Raw genomic sequence first — 22112 nt, 5'->3', positions numbered from 1 at the left:
ACCAGGAGCAACGAAGACAATGTTCCGAATCACACGAAGCCTGGCCCCGCTCTCGCTGTTCTTCGCCCTCGGGGCGGCGGGTTGCGGCGGAGAGAAGATGAACGAGACCGAGACCCGCGGCGGCACTCGGGTCGACAATGTCGCCCCCGTCACCAACCAGGGTGACATCGGCGCGGCCGACGACGTCAACAAGCTCAAGAAGGAAAATGCGCACGACGGCTCGGCCACGGCCGACGCGAGCACTCCCTACGGCGGCGGAGGGGCCGGGGCGGCTCCTCCCGTGTCGCCCGCCCCCGGGGCCCCTCCGTCCGGCGACACGAACTCCGGGCAGACCAGCGGGTCCAAGTCGGGGGCCGGCTCGGATGCCACCACGGAAGGGGCGAAGCCGACGCCGGGTGCGGCCGGACCCGGTACGAATCAGCAACCTTGAAGGCTGTGACGTCGACTTCATCGGATCAAGATCGGCAAGGAGGGTGGCGAAAGCGTATTCGCGCGACTCACCTTGCCGTCTCTTCCAAGATGCGTCTATCCTGGAGGCGGCGACGTTGTGGATCGAGTGATGACGAGGCATGACTGATGGCTGGACGGGTCGTCCTGGCGATGAGCGGGGGGGTGGATAGCTCCGTGGCGGCACACCTCCTCAAAGAGGAAGGCCATGAGGTCATCGGTCTGTTCATGCGCACCGGCGCGCACGGCGATTCGCTCGACCGTCGTGCCAAGACGTGCTGCAGCGCGACCGATGCCATCGATGCTCGCAACGTCGCCGATCGCCTCGACATTCCGTTCTATGCCCTGGACTTCGAGGCGGATTTCGCCCGGATCATGGATCAGTTTGCCGACGAGTATCTCGGCGGTCGAACGCCCAACCCGTGCGTCATGTGCAACATCTGGTTGAAGTTCGGAAAGCTTTGGGCGTATGGACAGCAAGTCGGTGCCGATTTCGTCGCCACGGGCCATTACGCCCGGATGATGCCGGGCCCGCAAGGGACACCGAGGGTTGTACGCGGGGTCGATTCCTCGAAGGATCAATCCTACGTCCTGTTCGGGCTCCGGCGAGAATTGCTGCCCTATGTTCTCCTTCCAGTGGGGCATTACACCAAGGCAGAGATCCGGGATCTGGCACGGGCCAAGGAACTGCCCGTCCATGACAAGCCGGATAGCCAGGAAATCTGCTTCGTCCCCGATGATGATTACCTCGGATTCGTCCGTGGTCGCCGACCGGGCGCGACAACCCCGGGGACCATCATCGATGAAGATGGAACGACACTCGGGCTGCACGACGGGATCGAAGGCTACACGATCGGTCAGCGACGAGGGCTCGGAGTCGCCGTGGGCGAACCCCGTTATGTCGTTCAGATCGAGCCCGCCAGCCACACAATCACGGTGGGCCGTCGTGCCTCATTGGACAAGCCAGGGTTGATTGCCTCACGATTCCTCTGGCATGAAGAGACTCCGGCAGGGCCCACACGCTGTTTGGCACAAATTCGGGCCCATCATCGGGCCGTGCCCGCCACTGTCGAGCCGATCGATGGAGGTCGAGCTCGGATCCTCTTCGACATCCCTCAAGCAGCCGTAACTCCCGGACAGGTCGTCGCTGTTTATCAAGAGGATGTCGTCCTGGGCGGCGGGTGGATCGATGGTGGCCTGGAGGTTGAGTGACGGCTCGACCCGTACTCGCCCGATCTCGGAGTTCGCGACATGGTGACGGTCGGTTTGTACTACGACGTCCTTCCCGGCGAGGGACCGCGGTTTCGCGCCAAGTTCGAGGAGGTCGTCCAGGCGCTCAAGACCGGACCAGGGCACAAATCCAGTTTCCTGTATCAACGCGTCGACGACCCGGACTCGTTCGCCATCTTGAGCGAATGGGATGATCCCGAAGCGTTCCAGGCGTTCATCCGATCGGAGGCCTTCCGATCCGTCACGGCCTGGGGTCGCGAAACGGTCCTCCGCCATCCGCCCCGCCACAAGATCTATCCCCGTTCTGAAGAGATCGGCCGCCCGGGGTGAATCCCGTTGATGGTCGTACGGTACGACACCGGCGATGTCGTCCCCGATAACCGTGTTGACCCAGATCCCTGGAAGCCCTAACCTGCCGCGCGGAGAAATGGGACGGACCCAGATCTTGTCAATCTAATACGCGTGAGGGAATTGGACGATGCGCAAGGAAGCTCTCGTCCCCGGCCTGATGGCCATTTGTTGGTTCGCGACGGGATGCGGACTGATGCCGGGCGGTCGCAATTTCCCGGGGATCGTTGAGCCGAATCCCTATGCGGTCAATCAATCCTTCTCACTTCCCGCTTTCCGCGTTGCGCAGGCAATGCGCGACGTCTTGGCCTCCGACCCATTCTATAAAGATGTGTCGCTTGTGGCCGAGCCGCGATCACGGGGCTCTCGCCCCTTGACCCGCGACCAGAAGGCGGCACTCGGACCGAATTCGCCGAGTCGTGACGTTAATTTTGCCCTCACCGCCAAGACGGTCAACAACCACCGCGTCGCCGCCGTGATCCAGCTCAAGGGGGAAGCCGGCTCCGAGGCCAGCGTCCTGTTCGACACATCCGGCGATCCTGCCATGAGCCGCTCCGTTCTGCAGTCCGTCGAGGCCCGGTTGGCCGGTGTTTCGACTGCAGATCCTGAATCGGCGACGAAGCCAGAATCGGAATCATCGGCCGAACTGCCTGAGTTGCCCACGTCCAATGATGGGACTGGATCGCCGGGGTAAGCTGTCGTAAGCTCGGTGGGTCTAAGGCACGAGATTTGATACCCGTGCTGCAGCGTCCGCCCAAACTTCCGATACGCCCGGGGATCGTCCGCGATGATGGTCGAATCCGATGCGGAATCCGCCTTGATCCGACGCCATCGCTCCGAAAGGTTCCTGGCGGCCGTCGCTCCATATTCTCGCGTCGTGCTGGTTTCCCACGTCAATCCCGACCCGGATGCTTTGGCGAGCATGCTCGGCCTCAAAGCATTGGTCGAGCACCGCCTTCCAGGCAAGACGGTCATCATGACCGTCGATGGCATCATCGCCCGCGCCGAAAATCGGGCGATGGTGGAGTTGGTGCCGATCCCGCTGGTTCCGGTCGAGCAGATCATCATCGGCCCTGAAGATGCCGTAGTGATGGTCGATTCCCAGCCGCGCACCGGCCGACATGCCAGCGAATCGGAGACGCCACTTGCCGTCCTCGATCACCACGAAACCGGCGGTGATCTCGGTGGGGTCAAGTATCGCGACATTCGCGACAAGGTCGGAGCCACCAGCACCATGGTGACCGGCTATCTGCTGGAGCAAGGCGTCAGCGTCTCGCCCCGGCTGGCGACGAGCCTGCTCTACGGGATCGAATCCGAGGTTTCCGGCTATCCCCGGGAGGCCGGCCCGATCGACGATGGATCTTTGACCTGGCTCTTCCCGCGTGCCGACAAGGATCTGCTCGCCCGGATCAAAAACCCTAAACTACCCCAGAGCCACTTTGCCACCTTCCAACATGCCTTGAATAACGCATTTCTCTATCGAGACGTCGTGGTGAGCTGGTGCGGGACCGTCACCCAGCCCGACATCATCGCCGAATTGGCCGATTTCTTCATCCGATTCGATCGCGTTACCTGGGCCCTGTCAATCGGCCTCTACGACAACCTTCTCAAACTTTCGATCCGGGCCGCGCATCTTGGAGGCCACTCCGGCGAGGTGCTCCGGGAAGTCGTCGACGGGAGGGGTACGGCGGGAGGCCATGACAAGCGGGCGGGAGGGGCGATACCCTTGACGGACACCCGACCCGAGACGGTTGAGGCTGCCATCTCCTTGGTCCGTCACCGCCTGCTCGCCAAACTCGAAGTGGATGAACAGCGAGGCCATCGGCTGCTCGAAGCCAGTCCGACCATCCAGGTTCCATGATCGGTTGGCGCGACACGACCCGACGCATGGCTGGTTCATCCGTCGAATCTCTGTTATTTTCGAGCCGAATCCTCGGCATATTGTCCCGAGCGGACGGTCGCTCCACTTCGTGAGCATGGCTCACATCGCCCTGCATTACAGGATGCTCTCCATGAAAGTTGGTCTTCTGACCGGTGGCGGCGATTGCCCCGGTCTCAACGCGGTGATTCGGGCGGTGGTCCAGGACGTCGTCAATGATGGCGGGTCTTGCCTCGGCATCCTCGAAGGTTGGAAAGGGCTGGTGCGCGGCAACAGCCGCCCGTTGGAGATTTCCGAGACGGACGGAATCCTGGCCCGCGGCGGGACGATCCTCGGGTCATCCCGGACCAATCCCTTCAAGAACGCAGAGACGGATGTCCCCGCAGTCCGCGAGAATTTCAAGAAGCTCGGCCTCGATGCCCTCGTCGCCATCGGCGGCGACGACACGCTTGGCGTCGCCCATCGACTGCATAAAGAGTTTCAGCTCCCGATGGTCGGTGTACCCAAGACCATCGACAACGACCTGATGGTCACCGACTTCACATTCGGTTTCGATACGGCCCTCAATATCGTGACGGAAGCAGTGGATCGGCTTCGAACGACCGCCGAGAGCCACCGGCGGATCATCGTCGTCGAGACGATGGGCCGGCATGCCGGATGGATCGCATGCCTCTCGGGTATCGCGACCGCGGCCGACTATATCCTCGTGCCCGAGGTTCCGATCAACATCGACCACCTCGTCGAGGTCATCAAGCGCCGTCGAAGCGAAGGGAAAAATTATAACATCATCGTCGTCTCCGAAGGTGCCACCTTCCCCGATAAGGGGATGAGCACGATTGCCGCCGAAACCGACGCATTCGGTCATGTCAGGTTGGGCGGGGTAGGCCAAGTGGTGGCCAAGATGGTAGAGGACGCGACCGGGTTCGAAACACGGGCCGTCGTGCTGGGTCACCTCCAACGAGGAGGTGCGCCGAGCGCCTATGACCGAATCCTCGCAACGCGTCTCGGACTCGGAGCCGCCAAGCTCGTCCTGGAAAAGAAATTCGGCACGATGGTCGCCCTTTCGGGGACCAAGATCATCGAGACGACGCTCGAGGCTGGCGTTGCTGCGACGAAGACGTTGGATCTCAAGTACTACGAGGAAGCCTCGAAGTTCTTCCGCTGAGATTTCAAGTCTTCTGAGAAAAGGTGGTTGACTTCGGCCAGCTCCCCGGTATTATAGCCCTTGTCGCCTGTGAGACGGGACGACGACGCGAGGCGGGGGCGAGAGTCGCCGCGGAGCGGGCCGAGAAGAAAAAAACGAAGTGATTGACTTCGCGACATCTTCCCGGTAATATCTCACTCGTCGCCGACACAAACCGAGTCATGCGAATGACTTGCGAGTGAAACCGGCGACAACCACCACCGAAGCCCTCGAACAGGGCGGCCCGCGAGGGTCGCTTGCTGCGTCTCAGGGCGGGTGGAAAAAGCAAGGTCGCGGGGAGTCCATCGGACGAGCCGCGGTCGCGTGGGTCGGGGGGAAGCTCTCCCGGTCCCTTCTTTGACAATTCGGTCGATCGTCTGCAAGCAGACACACGCATGTGAGCGGGCCCTTGAGGGGAGCCGGCGTGGGAGGATCGGGATGAGCAGGGTGGGGCCTCGGCCTCGCCGTGTTGTCCGGGTCGGATCACGCAGCACTCGGTGGCGAGGTCGGGTTCATCTCCGACCGATCGGACCGGGGCGACCAGTTAGTTTTTCCTCGACCCGAGGAAATGGGAGCGGACTCGTCCGCTCTCCCATCTCGAAGGGTTTGATCCTGGCTCAGAATGAACGTTGGCGGCGTGGATTAGGCATGCAAGTCGAACGCCCCGCAAGGGGAGTGGCGCAAGGGTGAGTAAGGCGATGGTAACCAACCTCGCGGACGGGCATAGCCGGGGGAAACCCCGGGTAATTCCCGGCGACGCGGCGAACCGGCATCGGTTTGCCGCCAAAGGCTTCGGCCGCCGCGAGACGGGCCGTCGTGGTATTAGGTTGTTGGTGGGGTGACGGCCCACCAAGCCTGCGATGCCTACCGGGTGTGAGAGCATGGCCCGGCACACTGGGACTGAGACACTGCCCAGACTCCTACGGGAGGCTGCAGTCGAGAATCTTCGGCAATGGGCGCAAGCCTGACCGAGCGACGCCGCGTGGAGGACGAAGGCCTTCGGGTTGTAAACTCCTGTCGAGGGGGAGGAAGGTGCAAGCTTGACCGATCCCTGGAGGAAGCACGGGCTAAGTTCGTGCCAGCAGCCGCGGTAAGACGAACCGTGCGAACGTTATTCGGAATTACTGGGCTTAAAGCGCGTGTAGGCGGGCCGGCACGTCCGACGCTGAAATCCCCCGGCTCAACCGGGGAAGTGGCGGGGATACGACCGGCCTCGAGGGGGGTAGGGGGACCTGGAACTTCCGGTGGAGCGGTGAAATGCGTTGAGATCGGAAGGAACGCCCGTGGCGAAAGCGAGGTCCTGGACCCTTTCTGACGCTGAGACGCGAAAGCCAGGGGAGCGAACGGGATTAGATACCCCGGTAGTCCTGGCCGTAAACGATGAACACTGGGTAGGGGGCTCGCCGATGGGCTCCCTGCCGTAGGGAAACCGTGAAGTGTTCCGCCTGGGGAGTATGGTCGCAAGGCTGAAACTCAAAGGAATTGACGGGGGCTCACACAAGCGGTGGAGTATGTGGCTTAATTCGAGGCTACGCGCAGAACCTTATCCCGGGCTTGACATGCACGGATTAGCCGGCGGAAACGTCGGTGAGGCCGCAAGGTACAACGTGCACAGGTGCTGCATGGCTGTCGTCAGCTCGTGCCGTGAGGTGTTGGGTTAAGTCCCCTAACGAGCGCAACCCCTGTGTCTAGTTGCCAACGGGTCATGCCGGGAACTCTAGACAGACCGCCGGCGTTAAGCCGGAGGAAGGCGGGGATGACGTCAAGTCCTCATGGCCCTTATGCCCGGGGCTGCACACGTACTACAATGGGCCGGACAGAGCGTCGCCAAGCCGCAAGGCCGAGCTAATCGCATAAACCGGCCCCCAGTTCGGATTGCGGGCTGCAACCCGCCCGCATGAAGCCGGAATCGCTAGTAATCGCGGATCAGCATGCCGCGGTGAATGTGTTCCTGAGCCTTGTACACACCGCCCGTCAAGCCACCAAAGCGGGGGGCATCCGAAGTCGCCGGAGCCGAAAGGCAGGCGCCGAAGATGAAACCCGTGATGGGGACTAAGTCGTAACAAGGTAACCGTAGGGGAACCTGCGGTTGGATCACCTCCTTTCTAAGGAAACTTGGAAAATCTTCATCCACGCCGGAGTACACGCCGCACCGAGGATCCCGTATCCTCACCGCGGTGCCGGGCCGTGAGATGACATCGGCCCGTCCCGGACACGATCCCCGACGCCGGCCCCCCTTGCGGGCCCGACTCGATAGAACGTGGTCTACGCTTGCAGCAGATCGATCGAATCCCGGGATGCCGGGGGTGGGGTTAATACCCCTTCCCCGGCCCTCCCGTCGCTTCCCTCTCCGCTCCCCCACCGGGTGCGGGGCGGTGCAGGTCCCCCAGGGATGCTGCGTCGCCCCCTGGCCGGTGGCCAGGTGCCCGGGGCGTTGGCCCCGACGCATCGGATCTTTCACAATTCGGCGGTTGGTCACACACACGCAAGCGAGTGCAAACTCGAAAGTGGTAGTGGCACAGAATCATCCACGAACGTGGACCCTTTTGGATCCGCATGGGGACTAAACCATCCCATGCGAGGATCGTTACTCCGAGGGAAGGAGCGTCGCGAGACGCGCCGGCCTCGAATCGATGGGACTCAAGATTCATGCGATCACGGCCTCCTGATCCTTCACGGGATCGGGGCGGGCACGGGTCGGCGTGGTCAAGTCCTTAAGGGCACGGGGGGGATGCCTAGGCGTCATCAGATGACGGGCGTGTTGGCTGCGATAAGTCCGGGGGAGCTGCCCAAAGAGCGTCGATCCCGGAATGCCCGTCGGAGACCCGGGGAACTGAAACATCTCAGTACCCGGAGGAAAAGAAATCAACCGAGACTCCCTCAGTAGCGGCGAGCGAACGGGGACCAGCCTAAACCGGGTGGGACACCACCCGGGGTCGTGGGGCCGGAGCCATGGAATGAGCCAGCGTCAGCCGAAGTCCGCTGGAAAGCGGCACCAGAGCGGGTGACAGTCCCGTAGGCGACGATGCGAACTCTCCTATCCGGTACCCGAGTAGGGTCGGGCACGTGAAACCCGGCCTGAATCGGCGGGGACCATCCCGCAAGGCTAAGTACTCGATGACGACCGATAGCGAACCCAGTAGGGCGACCGAACGGTGGGAAGAACCCCGATAAGGGGAGGAGACTGAACCTGAAACCCCGTGCCTACGAGCGGTGGGAGGGCGTCTGGCCTCGGCCGGCCTGACCGCGTGCCTTTTGCATAATGATCCGGCGAGTTACTGTGTCCGGCTTGGTTAATCCCTTCAGGGGAGGAGCCGCAGCGAAAGCGAGTCCTAACCGGCGACGATGTCGGGCGCAGTAGACGCGAAACCAGGTGAACTACCCATGGGCAGGTTGAAGCGGCCGTAACAGGCCGTGGAGGACCGAACCCACCGATGTTGAAAAATCGGGGGAGGACCCGTGGGGAGGAGTGAAAGTCTTATCAAACCTGGAGATAGCTCGTTCTCTCCGAAATGGCTTTAGGGCCAGCCTCGGGCAGTACCTGACGGGGGTAGAGCGACGGAATTCGGCCGGGGGGCTTCCCGCCTACCCGCCGAAACCCAACTCCGAATACCGTCAGGCGGACCCCGGGAGTCAGAGCGTGGGGGATAAGCTTCACGCTCGAGAGGGAAACAACCCAGACCGCCGACCAAGGCCCCCAAGTTGACGCTCAGTGGCAAAGGAAGTGGGATCGCGGTGACAGCCGGGATGTTGGCTTAGAAGCAGCCACCATTTCAAAAGTGCGTAACAGCTTACCGGTCGAGCCATCCCGCGCCGAAAATGACGGGGACTCAAGCGTCACGCCGCAGTCGCGGGTTCGATTTATCGAGCAGTAGGAGAGCGTCGCCATCCGCGGCGAAGCCGTACGGGGACGAACGGTGGAGCGATGGCGAGTGCGTATGCCGGAACGAGTAACGATAAGACGGGTGGGAAGCCCGTCCGCCGAAAGCACAAGGTTTCCTGGGGAAGGTCAATCCGCCCAGGGTCAGTCGGGACCTAAGTCGAGGCCCAAGGGCGTAGACGATGGGCAGGCGGTTAATATTCCGCCACCCGGTGGTGAGGTTGAAGCGGCGAGGACGCCGGGAAATGAGGGGTCGGGGCGTTAGATTACCCCGTCCCGCAAGGGCGACGGCATTCGATCCGGAAGCCCCTCTTCACCCGGCCACGAAAAGCCCGCCGTGGACGATCCATCGGCCCGTACCGCAATCCGACACAGGTGTGCTAGGCGAGCATCCGAAGGCGTTCGGGAGAACCCTCGTGAAGGAACTCGGCAAAATGACCCCGTACCTTCGGTATAAGGGGTGCTCATCCCGCGAGGGGTGAGCCGCAGAGAATCGGCTCTAGCGACTGTTTATCAAAAACACAGGACTCTGCCAACTCGCAAGAGGACGTATAGAGTCTGACGCCTGCTCGGTGTCGGTAGGTTAAGGGAGCCGGTTAGCGAAAGCGACGCTGGCGACCGAAGCCCCGATAAACGGCGGCCGTAACTATGACGGTCCTAAGGTAGCGAAGTTCCTTGTCGGGTAAGTTCCGACCTGCATGAATGGCGTAACGACTGGAGCGCTGTCTCCACGAGGGACCCGGTGAAACTGTAGCCGTGGTGAAGATGCCACGTACCCGCGGTCAGACGGAAAGACCCCGTGAACCTTTACTGCAGGTTGACACTGGCCCAGCGTCGGTTTTGTGTAGCATAGGTGGGAGGCAGCGACCCGGCGGCGCCAGCCGTCGGCGAGCCATCGGTGAAATACCACCCTGAACCGACGTTGGTCCTCACCGATCCGTGGCCCGGATCGGGACCGTGTTCATCGGGCAGTTTGACTGGGGCGGTCTCCTCCCAAAGCGTAACGGAGGAGTGCAATGGTACCCTCGGCCCGGTCGGCAATCGGGCAACATGAGCGCAAAAGTACAAGGGTGCCTGACTGCGAGACCCATCAGTCGAGCAGGGACGAAAGTCGGCTTTAGTGATCCGGCGGTGCTGGATGGAAAGGCCGTCGCTCAACAGATAAAAGGTACTCCGGGGATAACAGGCTGATCTCCCCCGAGCGTCCACAGCGGCGGGGAGGTTTGGCACCTCGATGTCGGCTCATCGCATCCTGGGGCTGGAGAAGGTCCCAAGGGTTTGGCTGTTCGCCAATGAAAGCGGTACGCGAGCTGGGTTCAGACCGTCGTGAGACAGGTCGGTCCCTATCTGCCGTGGGCGTTGGAAACTTGCGAAGGGTCTCCCCTAGTACGAGAGGATTGGGGAGGACCGACCTCTGGTGTTCCGGCTGTCCCGCTCGGGGCATCGTCGGGTAGCCAGGTCGGGAAAGGATAAGCGCTGAAGGCATCTAAGCGCGAAGCCCTCTTCAAGACGAGGTTTCCGGCAGCTTTACGCTGCGAAGGCTCCTGGAAGACGACCAGGTCGATAGGCCGGGAGTGCACGACGGGCGACCGTCGCAGCCGACCGGTCCTAACAGCCGAGCGGCTTGACCACCCCGACTCGTCGCCGCCCCCAAAGGCGGTGATCATTCGGGATCTCAGGCCCATCGACGACGATCCATGATCCTCCACGGGTCCATGTCCGAGGACGATTCGATCCGCTACCACGACGCGTGCGTGCGACCACCCTCCGCGGACGATCCGAACCACCGCGACCGCGGGGAGCTGACCCTCCCCCGGCCGACTTCCGGCGACGATACTGGCGGGGCCCCACCCGTTCCCATCCCGAACACGGCCGTTAAGCCCGCCAGGCCCATGATAGTGCCCTTGGCGCGAAAGTCGGTCATCGCCGGATCCCACACCAGCCGCCGCCCGACATCCCCCACCAGGGATGCCGGGCGGCGGCTTTTTTCGTTTCGAAGGCTTCCGGACCGGGTCGGCGCCTCCTCATCCGGTCCCGATCGCCCCTTCAAAGCTGGGCCTTGAGGCGACGGACCACCGTCTCGATCACCTTGATCCGGGCCCATTCCTTGTTTTCGCCCTCAACCAGGACCCACGGGGCCAAAGTCCACCGCACCAATCGGATGACAATTCGACGACTGCAGACTCTGAATGATCGTGCCGGGGCAACAGAAATATGAATTGTAACCGATGAGACCCATGCTCTTGATGCAGTGAAAGGCGGTCACGCATCGTGAGGCGAACGTGGTCTCATTCTCTGAATTTGTTGACGTTGTATAAGCGCCTCCTGGTTGCGCGATCGGGCTAGAGATGTCATCGTCTCGGCGATTGGGGTTTTCAAACGTCGGGGCGGGCCTCTAGGATGTGCCCCTTTGGCCCGAATTTGGCGGAGTTTGCCCGATGCGTGTGTTGCTGGCGACGTCGTTTCCGGTCCCGGGCGAGTACGACGGGACGTCGATGCTTCCAATCAAGATCCTTCGCGCACTCAAAACACGGGGGATCGACGTCGTGGTGGCTCACCTCAAGGCGCGTCCGCCATGGGCCTCGATGGTTCGCGAGGAGTTCGAGGGGACCCCTTCTTTTGTTCTCCACCCCCGCGAATGGGTTGGCGGCCTCAAGCGGATCCACCGCGAATACCCATTCGACCTGGTCCACGCCCAGCATCACGGAGGGGCCGGACGAGCCCTTTTCGCCTGCCGGAGATACAACTGGCCCCTGGTCTACGAACTTCACTCTCTGCTCGGCGAGGAATACGAGCGAGACCGCCTCGGACGGGGTCTGGCGTTTCGAATCAATGTCCGCCTCGAACGCTCGGTCTGTCGTCATGCGGCTGAGGTCATCGTTCTCGGCGAGCAAGTCAAAAGGGTCATGGTCGAGGAGAAGGGCGTCCCTGCTGATCGGGTGACGGTCATCTATCCGGGCATCGACCTCAAAGAGTACGATGCCCCGGGTGGGCCGGCCGAGATCGCTGGGATCGGCCCCGATCACAAGGTCGCCATGTATGTCGGGAGCATCGTCCACCCCAACCAGGGGGTACCGCTCCTGGTCGAATCCCTGCCCGCCGTGTTCGGCGCCGTGCCGGAGGCCCGGTGCGTGCTCGTCGGCGGCCCCGCCGAGGCGGGCGAAGCTTACCGTCATCAACTCGGTGAGTATGGCGATCGCCTCATCGTCTTGACCGGGCAGACCCCTTCGCAGGTCGTGGCCCTCACCCGGAGGGCCGACGTCCTGGTCCATTCCCGGCTCGCTTGCAGGGAAAACTTTTCGGTTCAAAGCAAGATTGCCGTCTACCTGGCAGCCGGCCGCCCGATCGTGGCGACCGACTTTGCCGATTACGCGACCATCCTCGGGCCGACCGGGGCGGGCCTGCTGACCCAGGAGAATACGGCTTCGATTGCCGGGCAGATCGTCGAGATCTTTCGCAATCCTGACCTCGCCCAGAGGCTTGCTTCCGCAACCGGCCCTGTGGCCCGAGAGCTATTCGGCATGGAACGGAACATCGATCGATATCTCGAGGTCTATCAGTCCGCCCTGCGCCGCGGCCTGCGTTGAGGGCGTCGAAGTCAGCCGCGCCGCGAACGCCCGGTCCTCGACCCCATCGGGCCTTCCAAGATCGGCTCCAAGCCGCTCCCCGGATCCATTGAAGGGCCTTGTTCCGGCAAGGCGGGGGGCAGTGGGTCGAGTTCAACCGGAGGATCGCCGGGAAGGGGGTTCCCACCACCCGAAGAAGGCGGGATCAGCATCGGCACCCAGGCGGGCGGCAGGGCACTCGGACCGTGGAGGACGATCACGGAGGCCGGCCCGCAGAGCGTGCAATCGGCGATGCAACGGCGGCGACGGAGTCGGCCCAGAGCCTCGCGGGCTTCTTCGCGGACGTCGTCCTCGGGATCGTGCATGGCGGCCTGCCTTAACGCTTGGTGGGCCACAGGCACGCAGGGGGCCATGTCCCTCAGGGCTTCGGCGGCCTCCTCGCGGACATCGTCCTTGGGGTCGAGGAGCAATGCATCGCAAAGGGCGTAGACGACCTCGGGATGGGCCCGCCAGTCGAACTTGGCGAGCGCATGGGCCGCGTCGTCCCGGACTTTCCAGCGCGGGTCGGATTGCAGGCGGGTGATTAACGGGAGGGTCGCCCGGCCATCCACGCCGCACGCCTGGCAGACACGCGGTGCGTCGATCTTGACCCTATGTCCATGACTACCCGCGGTCGACATCGGACCCAGGAGGGTCGCAAGTCCCACGATCATCGCAATCATGAGTCACCTCTCCCCATGTCCCTGGCCTCGCGTCCGAGGCCATCCTTCCAGTCTAGCATCGGGCGAATGCCATTCCAAAATCGACCTCCGAGGTTCATGGTCCGGCGAATGGACCGGCAAGGAACTGCGGATCAGCGTGGTCCACCCTTGCGATCGGGCAGGATTCGGCCCATCATGACATCGAGGATCCTTGCGGGAGAAAGGCATGGTCGTGCGCACGGTGCAGGATGGTACGCGCTATCGCAACGCATCGCAGATCATCCTCGCCGTCCTGGCGACGATCGCTGCGTTGTACCTGTTGAAGTCGATCCTGATCCCGATCACGCTCGCCGTGATCCTGGCGACCGTGCTGGCCCCTGCCACGACCTTTCTCCGCCGCATCCTGCCGCTCAGCTCGACCGGCGCGGCGGCGGTCCTGTTCCTGCTCAGCCTGATGTTCGGCCTCTACGTCGCCAGCCTCACCGCCGAGAGCCTGGTCCAGGCCAGCACACGTCTGCCGACCGAGATCAACAGCCTTACTGGCCAGGCCAGTCGGAGTGTCACGGAGCTGCTCCGCGACCGCCCTTACCTCCGGTTCGTCCTGCCGGAGCCGGGCACGATCGATAAGCTCGGCGATCGCAACAATCAGCTCCTTTATGAATCCCTGAGCTACGGGCTGGCCGACCTGTCGCGTTGGGTGGCCCAGGGATTCATCGTCCTGATCCTTGTCCTGTTCCTCCTGGCCGAGAGCGAGATGCTCACCCCCAAGGTGATCCGTTTCTTCGCCAGGACCCCGGGCGACGCGGCGGCCTCCGAGGAGACGCTCAAGCACCTGACTCGCCAGATTCGAGGGTTCCTGGTAGCCCGGACCCTGATCAATCTCGGCCTGGGGTTGGCGTTCGGGCTGTTCCTCTGGATCTTCAAGATTCGATTCGCCTTCGCCCTGGGCCTGTTCGCCGGTTTGACCAATTTCGTCCCTTACGTCGGGCAGCTCCTCGGAGGGGGCCTCCCGTTCCTTGTGACGGTGGCACAGTACGAGTCGTTCGGGGATGCCCTGATAGTCGCCTCGGTCTATCTGGCCCTGGTCACTGTCGAGGGATACGTCGTCACCCCCTACATCCTCGGCCGCTCGCTCGACCTCAATGGCACGGTGATTCTCATCGCCTGCCTGTTCTGGGGCTATCTCTGGGGCTTGGTTGGGCTGGTCCTGGCGATGCCGATCACCGCCTGCCTGAAGCTGGTGTTCCAGACCGTCCCCGAGTTGTATCGCTGGGCGGACCTGATGAGCCAGAGCTGGCAACCGCCGATCGAGACTCCCGCCGCAGAGGATGGGATCCTGACGGCGAAGAACTGAGCTACAGGCCGATTCGAATCACGGCAGGAGCGGGCGGGCCCAGATCAGACCTGCGCAGAAGATCCATCCGGCTCCCAGGATTCGGCCGCATCGGTCGATCCAGTCCGGTCGGGCCTCCCAACGACCCAACATCCTTAGGGTGAGCCAGGCACTCGCGACCGCAAGGCCGATGCGGTCCCCATAGTTGGGCAAGGCCCCGTGCCAGAACGGTTCCAGGAACACCGCGGTGCGGTTCCCGGGCTCCATCGAGATGACTTCCAGATTCCAGATCACATCACGCCCGATGACGCGATTCAGGGCCAGCCAACCGAGCAACGAAGCGACCCCCGCCGAGGCGATTGTGCAGGCAAGAAATCCAGGCTGATTGGAGCGAGGTTCGAGCCCAGGCCGGGGCCGACGGACGGAGATCGCCCAGATCGCCGCCGAGAGCGAGGCCAGATGCGGCATGACCAACCGCATTCCCATGACGAGAGAATCCTTGGAATATAAGTTGCCTGATCGGATCAACGGATGGGCCATTGGCTGCATCCATTTATTGAACAGGAGCCCGGTCGCCAGGGCAGCGATCAGGATCATCGACTCGGACAGTCGGAGGCCGCGAACTGGCATTGCTGAGCCGAATGTTGCGTTTTCCCGGGTCTCAAGGGCAAGGTCTCCGGCGGCCGAAAGACTCGCATGGGATTGATTGCCATTCATCAACTCACTCCTTTCACTCATGGCTGACACTCTGGCAACAAAAGAGATTTCAGTTTAATTGCATCGGTGAATGATTTCATCCAGGGGACGAAGGAGTTTTCGGCGTTCCGAAGGATCTCTGATATGAGACCGGGCCGGAAGCAGGTTTGACTGCGAGGGTTCAAGTCCTGACACGCCACGTAACGGTTTTAGCCCTTGGCTCCAACGCGGGCTCCACCCTTTTGCGATGGAGTAATTCTTTCAGGTCGATCCAATTTCGGAGTTTCCTCCCCTATGAATTTGCAAGCGATCTGGGCCGATTCCCGAAGTCGAAGGTGGCATTCCTGTCCTATTGGTCGGACAACTCGAAAAATCTTCGCCCTCACGACCTGTGTTGCCGACGACTTGGCGATAATGATTAGCAGGCTGAAGCGGTCCACTCAGATCAAGGGCAACAGCGGGGCAAGGCTCTCTGATAAGACATTGTCAACTGGGCGGCGGCCAATGCCGGTGTCGGGTCGGTGGTCGCCGGCCGCCCCAATTCCTGAAAGGGGTCGCCTCCCAAGGCAATCCATGCATGGTTGTGATTGATGTTCGGTCAAGCTCATCCCTTGTCCTCTCTCGGATCGGGGATTGGCTGCAGCCCTTGAGGATTCCACCTCCCTTCTGACCGAGTCGATCGGGCCGGTGTCGAAGCTCGGTTCGGCGAAAGGAGTCCATGTCAAACAACGGATCAACAGAGAGGATCCATTTCTCGCTGCCGGCCGGCAAAACGAAGCCCGTCGGATGACGGCTTCTCGGCAGCGTGGAATGATCGATCGATACCGTGGAGGCACGCGGATCGGGCGGCTTGCTTTCGGCGAGTGACCGGGGCTAGAATTCAGGCAATCGCGAAATCCGACCCGTGACAGCCACGGCAATGATGAGGAGCGAGCTTGTCGGATGGCCGGGTGGGGATTGTCTCCGGTCCTCGATCCGCCATCTTCCCCTTGGCGAGAGCCGGGCGGGACTTACAATGGTTTGTGGACAACTTTCCGGCGAGAGCCTCCCGCCTTGTTGACTCCCCGTCCTGTCGCCGCAAGCGGCGAGGCCGGTTGCACAGAGGGTCGGCCTTCAACGGGGATGGGTGATGCCAGAGTCCTTCCCGCGTCGTTCGACACCTCCGAGCGAGACGTCTTGACTGCCCCAGGCCGGGATTCGCCCCGGTCGAATCGTCGGAGTCGCCCGCATGTATGAACGCTTCACCGATCGTGCCCGGAAGGTGATGCAGCTGGCCAATCAGGAGGCCCAGCGCTTCAACCACGAGTACGTCGGCACGGAACACGTCTTGCTCGGACTGGTCAAGGAAGGCAGCGGCGTGGCCGCGAATGTCCTGAAGAACCTCGACGTCGACCTCCGAAAGATCCGGGTCGAGGTCGAGAAGATCGTCCAATCCGGGCCCGACATGGTCACCATGGGGAAACTGCCCCAGACCCCCCGGGCCAAGAAGGTGATCGAGTACGCGATCGAGGAAGCTCGCAACCTCAATCACAACTACGTGGGGACCGAACACCTCCTGCTGGGCCTCCTGCGCGAGCAAGAAGGCGTGGCCGCCCAGGTGTTGATGAACCTCAATCTGAAGTTGGAAGAAGTGCGCGAGGAGGTGCTCAACTTGCTCGGTCACGGGATGGACGCTGGCGGCGGCGGTGGCGGGGCTGGTGGCGAAGGGGGCGAACGTGCCGCTTCCAAGGGGGGCAAGTCCAAGACGCCCGCCTTGGACTCGTTCGGCCGCGACCTGACCGATCTGGCCCGGCAAGGCAAGCTGGACCCGGTCATCGGCCGCTTCAATGAAATCGAGCGGGTCGTGCAGATCCTCTCACGGCGCCAGAAGAACAACCCGGTCCTCCTGGGCGAGGCCGGCGTCGGCAAGACGGCGATCGTCGAGGGCCTGGCCCAGATGATCATCGACGGCAACGTCCCCGAACTGCTCCGGGACCGCCGCATCGTCGTGCTAGACCTGGCCATGATGGTCGCCGGCACCAAGTATCGCGGCCAGTTCGAGGAGCGGATCAAGGCGGTGATGAACGAGGTTCGTCGCGCCAAGAACACGATCCTGTTCATCGACGAACTGCATACGCTGGTCGGCGCCGGCGGGGCCGAAGGGGCGATCGACGCCTCCAACGTCCTGAAGCCTGCCCTCGCCCGCGGCGAGGTCCAGTGCATCGGGGCGACCACCCTCGACGAGTACCGCAAGTACATCGAGAAGGACAACGCCCTGGAGCGCCGGTTCCAGACGATCGTTGTCGAGCCGCCCAACAAGGCCGAGGCCCTGGAGATCCTCCGCGGACTCCGCGACCGGTACGAGGCCCACCACCGGGTCCAGATTACCGACGAGGCCCTGGAAGCCGCCATCGAGCAGTCCGACCGCTACATCACCGGCCGCTGCCTGCCCGACAAGGCGATCGACGTCATCGACGAGGCCGGCGCCCGCGTCCGCCTCAAGGCGATGACCCGGCCGCCCGACCTCAAGGATCTCGACGAGCAGATCGAGCGCCTCAACCAGGACAAGGAAGAGGCCGTCGCCAACCAGGATTTCGAGCGGGCGGCCGCGCTCCGCGACCAGGCCGACAAGCTCAAGAAGAAGAAAGAGACGATCAACCGGGAGTGGCGCGAGCGCTCCAAGGAAGTGGACGGGACCGTGGACGAGGAGGTGGTCGCCGAGGTCATCAGCAAGATGACCGGGGTGCCGCTCACCCGACTCGAGGCCGAGGAATCGGCCCGCCTGATCGCGATGGAAAGCGAGATCCAGAAGAAGGTCATCTCGCAGTCCGAGGCGATCAAGCGGATCAGCCAGGCCGTCCGCCGCAGCCGCGCCGGGCTCAAGGACCCCAAGAAGCCGATCGGCTCGTTCATCTTCGCCGGCCCGACCGGCGTCGGTAAGACGCTGCTGGCCAAGAGCCTCGCCGAGTTCATGTTCGGCAACGCGGATGCCTTGATCCAGATCGACATGTCCGAGTACATGGAGAAGCACAACGTCTCGCGGCTGATCGGTGCCCCTCCGGGCTACGTCGGCTACGAGGAGGGGGGCCAGCTGACGGAGAAGATCCGCCGCCGCCCCTATGCCGTGCTCCTGCTCGACGAGATCGAGAAGGCCCACCCCGACGTCTACAACATGCTCCTCCAGATCATGGAGGAAGGCCGGCTGACCGACAGCTTCGGCCGCAACGTCGACTTCAAAAACACCATCATCATCATGACGACCAATGCCGGGGCCGAGACCGGCTCCAGCAACTCGTTCGGTTTCCCCGGGAGCCGCGACGATGCCAAGTCGTACGAGAAGATGAAAGAAGACTTCAGGGGCTCGATCGAGAAGTACTTCCGCCCCGAGTTCCTCAACCGGCTCGACGATGTGATCGTCTTCCATAGCCTCAACCGCGACAACCTCCGGCAGATCATCGACATCGAATTGTCGAAGGTCCGCGGCCGGCTCCGCGATCGCGGCCTGGAACTCATCCTCACCCCCGAGGCCGAGGCCTTCCTCATCGACAAGGGGTTCAACCCCGAGTATGGTGCCCGGCCCCTGCGTCGTGCCATCGAAAACCTCATCGAGGATCCCCTCTCCGAGGACATCCTCAGCGGCCGCTACAAGGGGATGGATACGATCAACGTGTCGATCACCGGCGAGGACCGCGACCGCCACCTCGTCTTCGACCCGAGTCTCAAGGGCGAAGCCGACCTCGCCGCCGTGGGCGGCGAAACACCTCCGCCCGCGAAGCCGAAGGCTTCGTAAATTTCGGCGTCACATCGTCGTGAACCAATGATCGGCGGGTTGGGAGCGATCCCGACCCGCCGATTTTTCTTTGATGCGACCCATCCGATTTCTAAACCACCACGACGTTTGTGCGTCGCGGTCTTTCATGCCCCGGTCGGGAAAGGCCTTGTCGTCGCTTCCTGGAACGATCGGATGCGGATCCAGTAACGAGAAAACCGAGAGATGGGACGGCTTCCATCGGCCGAGACCCTCGTCTCGCTGAGGATCGACGGCAATCGGTTCATTTGAAAGGGATGGTTCCGGGTCGCGGAGGAATCCGGCTCGAATCAGGCCTGGGCATCGCGAGGATCATCCACGACGCCCACGGGCTTCACCATCACCTGGCCATTGTGAATGGGGCGTGGCCTGTAGCGATCGAGGATGACCAGGAAGGCCGGGACGAGGACCGGGCGGACGATGAATGTATCCAGGAGGACACCTAGCGCCAGGGCAAACCCCAGTTCGCGCAGTGCCGTCAGGTTGCCGGTGATCATGGAACCGAAGGTCCCGGCCATGATCAGCCCGCACGAACTGATGATCCCCCCCGTATGCATGATCGCCTGCCGCGTCCCTTCGATGACCCCATGCTTCTTCTCTTCTTCGATGACGCGCGACATCAGGAAGATATTGTAATCCTCGCCGACGGCGACCAGGATTACGAAGAGGAAGAAGCTCACCTTCCAGTCGAGGCCGACCCAGGGATCCGGGCCTTCATGGAGATACCGGAAGACCAGTTCGGTCATCCCGAGCGACGCGAGATAGCCCAGAATGACCGTGGCGATCAGGTACAGGCAGATCAGTGGCCTCTTGAGGAGGACCACCAAGATCACATAGACCCCGAGGGTGACCAGATAATACATCCGGTACTCGTCCTCGGTGGTCACATTTTTGAGGTCGGCCACCATCGAGGTCGAGCCGATGACGCCCTGGGCTACGACGCCCTTCATCGCCGGATCCGTCGAAAGATGATCGCCCACGATCCGGCGCACCTCATCGAGCGAAAGCAGGCTGGCATCGGCGAACGGGTCGCTCTTGAAGATGAGATCGATGCGGCTGATATGATTCCGATCGGAAGCATCCACCGGCGAGATGCCGACGTAGCGAGGATCCACGAACGGCCTGCGGATGCGATCGGACAGGATCTCGCCGAGATTTTCGGGCGGCAACCCCAGGGGGCGGGAGACGGAGCGGACTTCGGTGATGTTGGGGTGCTGGGCCAGCTTCTTGCAGAGTTTTTCCGTCTCCACCCTCCCGACCTCGGACCGGAAATCGAGCCCGGGATGGTGCAGGATGAGGGTCGTCGGGCCCAGTTCGCCGGCCGCGAAATAGCCCCGGACGATCTTGGCACCGATCACGCTGGGCTGATCCTGGCTCAGGTCGGTGAGCTGGCTGTAGTTGGAAGAAGTCCGGGCACCGATCAGGGCGAAGGGTGCTAGTGCGCCGAGGCTGAGGAGGAGGATGAGCCCCGGCCGACGGATCACGAAGGAGGCGACGGACTCCCAGAAGGCGGACAGCGGGATCTGTGCCAGGCTTTCCTGATCCCGATCGGCCCCCTTCTCATGGTGCGGAGGCCGGAACGGGAAGAAGACGGCCCCACGCAGTCGGTGGAGGAGGACCGGGGCCAGCGTGAGGGCCGCAAGCAGGCCGATGGCGAGGCTCAGGGCAATCGCCGGGCCCGTGTACTGGATCTTCGCGAAGCTGGAGAACCAGAGCATCCCCAGGCCGACGATCACCGTCCCGGCGCTGGCCACCAGGGCCCCGCCCACCTGCTCGATCGCTTCCCGCAAGGCGTCGGTGCCGGATCGACCCCGGGCGAGTTCCTCGCGATATCGAGCGATCAGGAACAGGCAATAATCCGTCCCCGCCCCGAATAGGACCACAATCACGAAGATGTTGGTGATCGTGATCACCTGGAACCGCAGTCCGGGCAACAACGTCAACGACGCGATCGCCAGGAGGGATGTCCAGACCGACAGGGAGATGGTCGCCAGGGGCAGGAGGGCCAGCAGCGGGGATCGATAGACGACGAGCAGGATCAGGACCACGAGGCCGATGGTCGCATAAGTGGTCGTGGAGACGCTCGAGGCGGCGGCCCGGTTCATATCACGGCCGACGGCGGCCGACCCGGTGATGGAGAGCCTCAGGCCCGGCGGGGGCCGACGGAAGTCGTCGATCAGCCGGTGGAGGCGATCGACGGCGATCCTCGTCTGCTTGGCGATATAGGTCCCATTCAGCGACACAAGGATCAAGGCGGCCTGGCCCTTCCCCTCGCGAGCATCGCCGATCAGCCGCGGGCCGAGGACGGGCAGTCGATAATCGACGATCTGACGGATCCCCAGGGTAGATTCCGCCTTCTTCAATTGGGTGATCGCCGCGGAAAGCTCCGCGATGAACCTGAAATCATCCTGGCTCAACGGCCCATCTTCCCGGGCGGTGACGATGACCGCCTGGGAGCTTGCGACTTCCCCCGGGAATCCCCGCTTCAGGAGCGACTGGCCGACCACGCTGGGGTAGCCGGCCGGGAAGAAGCTCACATCATCATCCTTGCTCACCGTCTCCCATGATGGCGCGAACCGATATAAGATTCCGACCGCGATCAGCCAGATCAGGACGACCAGCCACCCCCGACGAGTCACCAGATCGGCTAACGATTTGAACATGGGGATGTACTATCCGGGGCAAGGCCGTCGAGAACACAAAGGCTGTGAACAAGGGATTGAGGAATATTGCCTAAGGTTAAATTCCGTGCAATACCAAACCACCTTGGGGGTGTTTTCCTGCCTCCTATTTTGGGACGCCCGGGCCGGCATTTTCTCCTGGAATCGGCGGCCGCTCGAGTCGGTATCTGCCGACCGCTTTTTATAACGAGAAAGGCCTTCCATCCCACGGCCCATCCCGAGTCCCATAGGGCGGGCCGAGGATGGATATCGGCTGAACGGTCCGCCCAGTCAAGAGAATGACGGTCGCATGTGGCATATCCTTCGTCCATGCGATGTCCCGGACGCCGGGCTCGCTCCGAGGTGCGTCCGGGACCCTGAAAGTGAGGATCGGCCGACTTC

12 protein-coding genes and 3 rRNA genes are annotated in these 22112 nt (G+C 62.6%); 12 read left to right on the top strand and 3 right to left on the bottom strand.

Translation table 11 applies throughout. From position 1 onward, the window contains the following. Positions 1-19: 19 nt before the first annotated feature. The 10 genes from TA3x_RS23200 (at position 20) to TA3x_RS23155 (ending at position 12554) form a co-directional block, all read left to right on the top strand. Positions 20-430: a hypothetical protein gene (locus tag TA3x_RS23200; RefSeq protein WP_435017050.1), complete on the top strand. Its 411-nt coding sequence runs from the start codon at positions 20-22 to the stop codon at positions 428-430. Between the two features lie 146 nt (positions 431-576). After that, a complete protein-coding gene (gene mnmA, locus TA3x_RS23195) occupies positions 577-1659 on the top strand; it encodes a tRNA 2-thiouridine(34) synthase MnmA (protein WP_435017049.1) in 1083 nt (360 codons plus the stop codon). A 39-nt stretch (positions 1660-1698) separates the two neighbouring features. Further along, complete coding sequence (locus TA3x_RS23190; protein ID WP_435017048.1) at positions 1699-2007, top strand: antibiotic biosynthesis monooxygenase family protein; 309 nt, start codon at positions 1699-1701, stop codon at positions 2005-2007. 148 nt (positions 2008-2155) lie between these two features. Beyond that, complete coding sequence (locus tag TA3x_RS23185; RefSeq protein WP_435017047.1) at positions 2156-2719, top strand: hypothetical protein; 564 nt, start codon at positions 2156-2158, stop codon at positions 2717-2719. Positions 2720-2812: 93 nt separating this feature from the next. Beyond that, a complete protein-coding gene (locus tag TA3x_RS23180) occupies positions 2813-3886 on the top strand; it encodes a DHH family phosphoesterase (RefSeq protein ID WP_435017046.1) in 1074 nt (357 codons plus the stop codon). 151 nt (positions 3887-4037) lie between these two features. After that, on the top strand, positions 4038-5069 hold the full coding sequence (locus TA3x_RS23175; protein ID WP_435017045.1) for a 6-phosphofructokinase: 1032 nt from the start codon (positions 4038-4040) through the stop codon (positions 5067-5069). Positions 5070-5681: 612 nt separating this feature from the next. Next, positions 5682-7192 (top strand): 16S ribosomal RNA (locus TA3x_RS23170). 599 nt (positions 7193-7791) lie between these two features. After that, positions 7792-10599, top strand: a 23S ribosomal RNA gene (locus TA3x_RS23165). Between the two features lie 191 nt (positions 10600-10790). Then, positions 10791-10899: ribosomal RNA gene (rrf, locus tag TA3x_RS23160) — 5S ribosomal RNA — on the top strand. The 16S, 23S and 5S rRNA genes sit together here, the layout of an rRNA operon. Positions 10900-11405: 506 nt before the next feature. Then, a complete protein-coding gene (locus tag TA3x_RS23155) occupies positions 11406-12554 on the top strand; it encodes a glycosyltransferase family 4 protein (RefSeq protein ID WP_435017044.1) in 1149 nt (382 codons plus the stop codon). An 11-nt stretch (positions 12555-12565) separates the two neighbouring features. Here TA3x_RS23155 and TA3x_RS23150 read toward each other — a convergent pair whose 3' ends face one another. After that, the gene (locus TA3x_RS23150; RefSeq protein WP_435017043.1) at positions 12566-13255 is read right to left on the bottom strand and encodes a HEAT repeat domain-containing protein; all 690 of its coding nucleotides are present in this window, start codon (positions 13253-13255) and stop codon (positions 12566-12568) included. A 205-nt stretch (positions 13256-13460) separates the two neighbouring features. Between TA3x_RS23150 and TA3x_RS23145 the strand changes: the two genes are divergently transcribed. Next, entirely contained in the window at positions 13461-14588 is a 1128-nt protein-coding gene (locus TA3x_RS23145; protein ID WP_435017042.1) for an AI-2E family transporter, read from the top strand. 18 nt (positions 14589-14606) lie between these two features. Here TA3x_RS23145 and TA3x_RS23140 read toward each other — a convergent pair whose 3' ends face one another. Next, positions 14607-15284, bottom strand: a complete 678-nt coding sequence (locus TA3x_RS23140; RefSeq protein ID WP_435017041.1) for a hypothetical protein — start codon at positions 15282-15284, stop codon at positions 14607-14609. A gap of 1207 nt (positions 15285-16491) precedes the next feature. Between TA3x_RS23140 and TA3x_RS23135 the strand changes: the two genes are divergently transcribed. Further along, positions 16492-19032: an ATP-dependent Clp protease ATP-binding subunit gene (locus TA3x_RS23135; RefSeq protein WP_435017040.1), complete on the top strand. Its 2541-nt coding sequence runs from the start codon at positions 16492-16494 to the stop codon at positions 19030-19032. A 308-nt stretch (positions 19033-19340) separates the two neighbouring features. Here the strand turns inward: TA3x_RS23135 and TA3x_RS23130 are convergent, their stop codons facing one another. Further along, entirely contained in the window at positions 19341-21713 is a 2373-nt protein-coding gene (locus tag TA3x_RS23130) for an MMPL family transporter (protein WP_435017039.1), read from the bottom strand. Between the last annotated feature and the right edge of the window lie 399 nt (positions 21714-22112).

The organism is Tundrisphaera macrotermitis, assembly GCF_051175315.1.
Taxonomy (GTDB): Bacteria; Planctomycetota; Planctomycetia; order Isosphaerales; family Isosphaeraceae; genus Tundrisphaera.
Note: the sequence above shows the minus strand (reverse complement) of the source record. Positions and strands in the feature narration are given on the sequence as shown.

Coding starts and splice junctions, on each gene's coding strand:
- TA3x_RS23200 (WP_435017050.1), top strand. CDS start 20: ATGTTCCGAATCACACGAAGCCTGGCCCCGCTCTCGCTGTTCTTCGCC.
- mnmA (WP_435017049.1), top strand. CDS start 577: ATGGCTGGACGGGTCGTCCTGGCGATGAGCGGGGGGGTGGATAGCTCC.
- TA3x_RS23140 (WP_435017041.1), bottom strand. CDS start 15,284: ATGAATGGCAATCAATCCCATGCGAGTCTTTCGGCCGCCGGAGACCTT.
- TA3x_RS23175 (WP_435017045.1), top strand. CDS start 4,038: ATGAAAGTTGGTCTTCTGACCGGTGGCGGCGATTGCCCCGGTCTCAAC.
- TA3x_RS23130 (WP_435017039.1), bottom strand. CDS start 21,713: ATGTTCAAATCGTTAGCCGATCTGGTGACTCGTCGGGGGTGGCTGGTC.
- TA3x_RS23185 (WP_435017047.1), top strand. CDS start 2,156: ATGCGCAAGGAAGCTCTCGTCCCCGGCCTGATGGCCATTTGTTGGTTC.
- TA3x_RS23150 (WP_435017043.1), bottom strand. CDS start 13,255: ATGATTGCGATGATCGTGGGACTTGCGACCCTCCTGGGTCCGATGTCG.
- TA3x_RS23145 (WP_435017042.1), top strand. CDS start 13,461: ATGGTCGTGCGCACGGTGCAGGATGGTACGCGCTATCGCAACGCATCG.
- TA3x_RS23135 (WP_435017040.1), top strand. CDS start 16,492: ATGTATGAACGCTTCACCGATCGTGCCCGGAAGGTGATGCAGCTGGCC.
- TA3x_RS23180 (WP_435017046.1), top strand. CDS start 2,813: ATGATGGTCGAATCCGATGCGGAATCCGCCTTGATCCGACGCCATCGC.
- TA3x_RS23190 (WP_435017048.1), top strand. CDS start 1,699: ATGGTGACGGTCGGTTTGTACTACGACGTCCTTCCCGGCGAGGGACCG.
- TA3x_RS23155 (WP_435017044.1), top strand. CDS start 11,406: ATGCGTGTGTTGCTGGCGACGTCGTTTCCGGTCCCGGGCGAGTACGAC.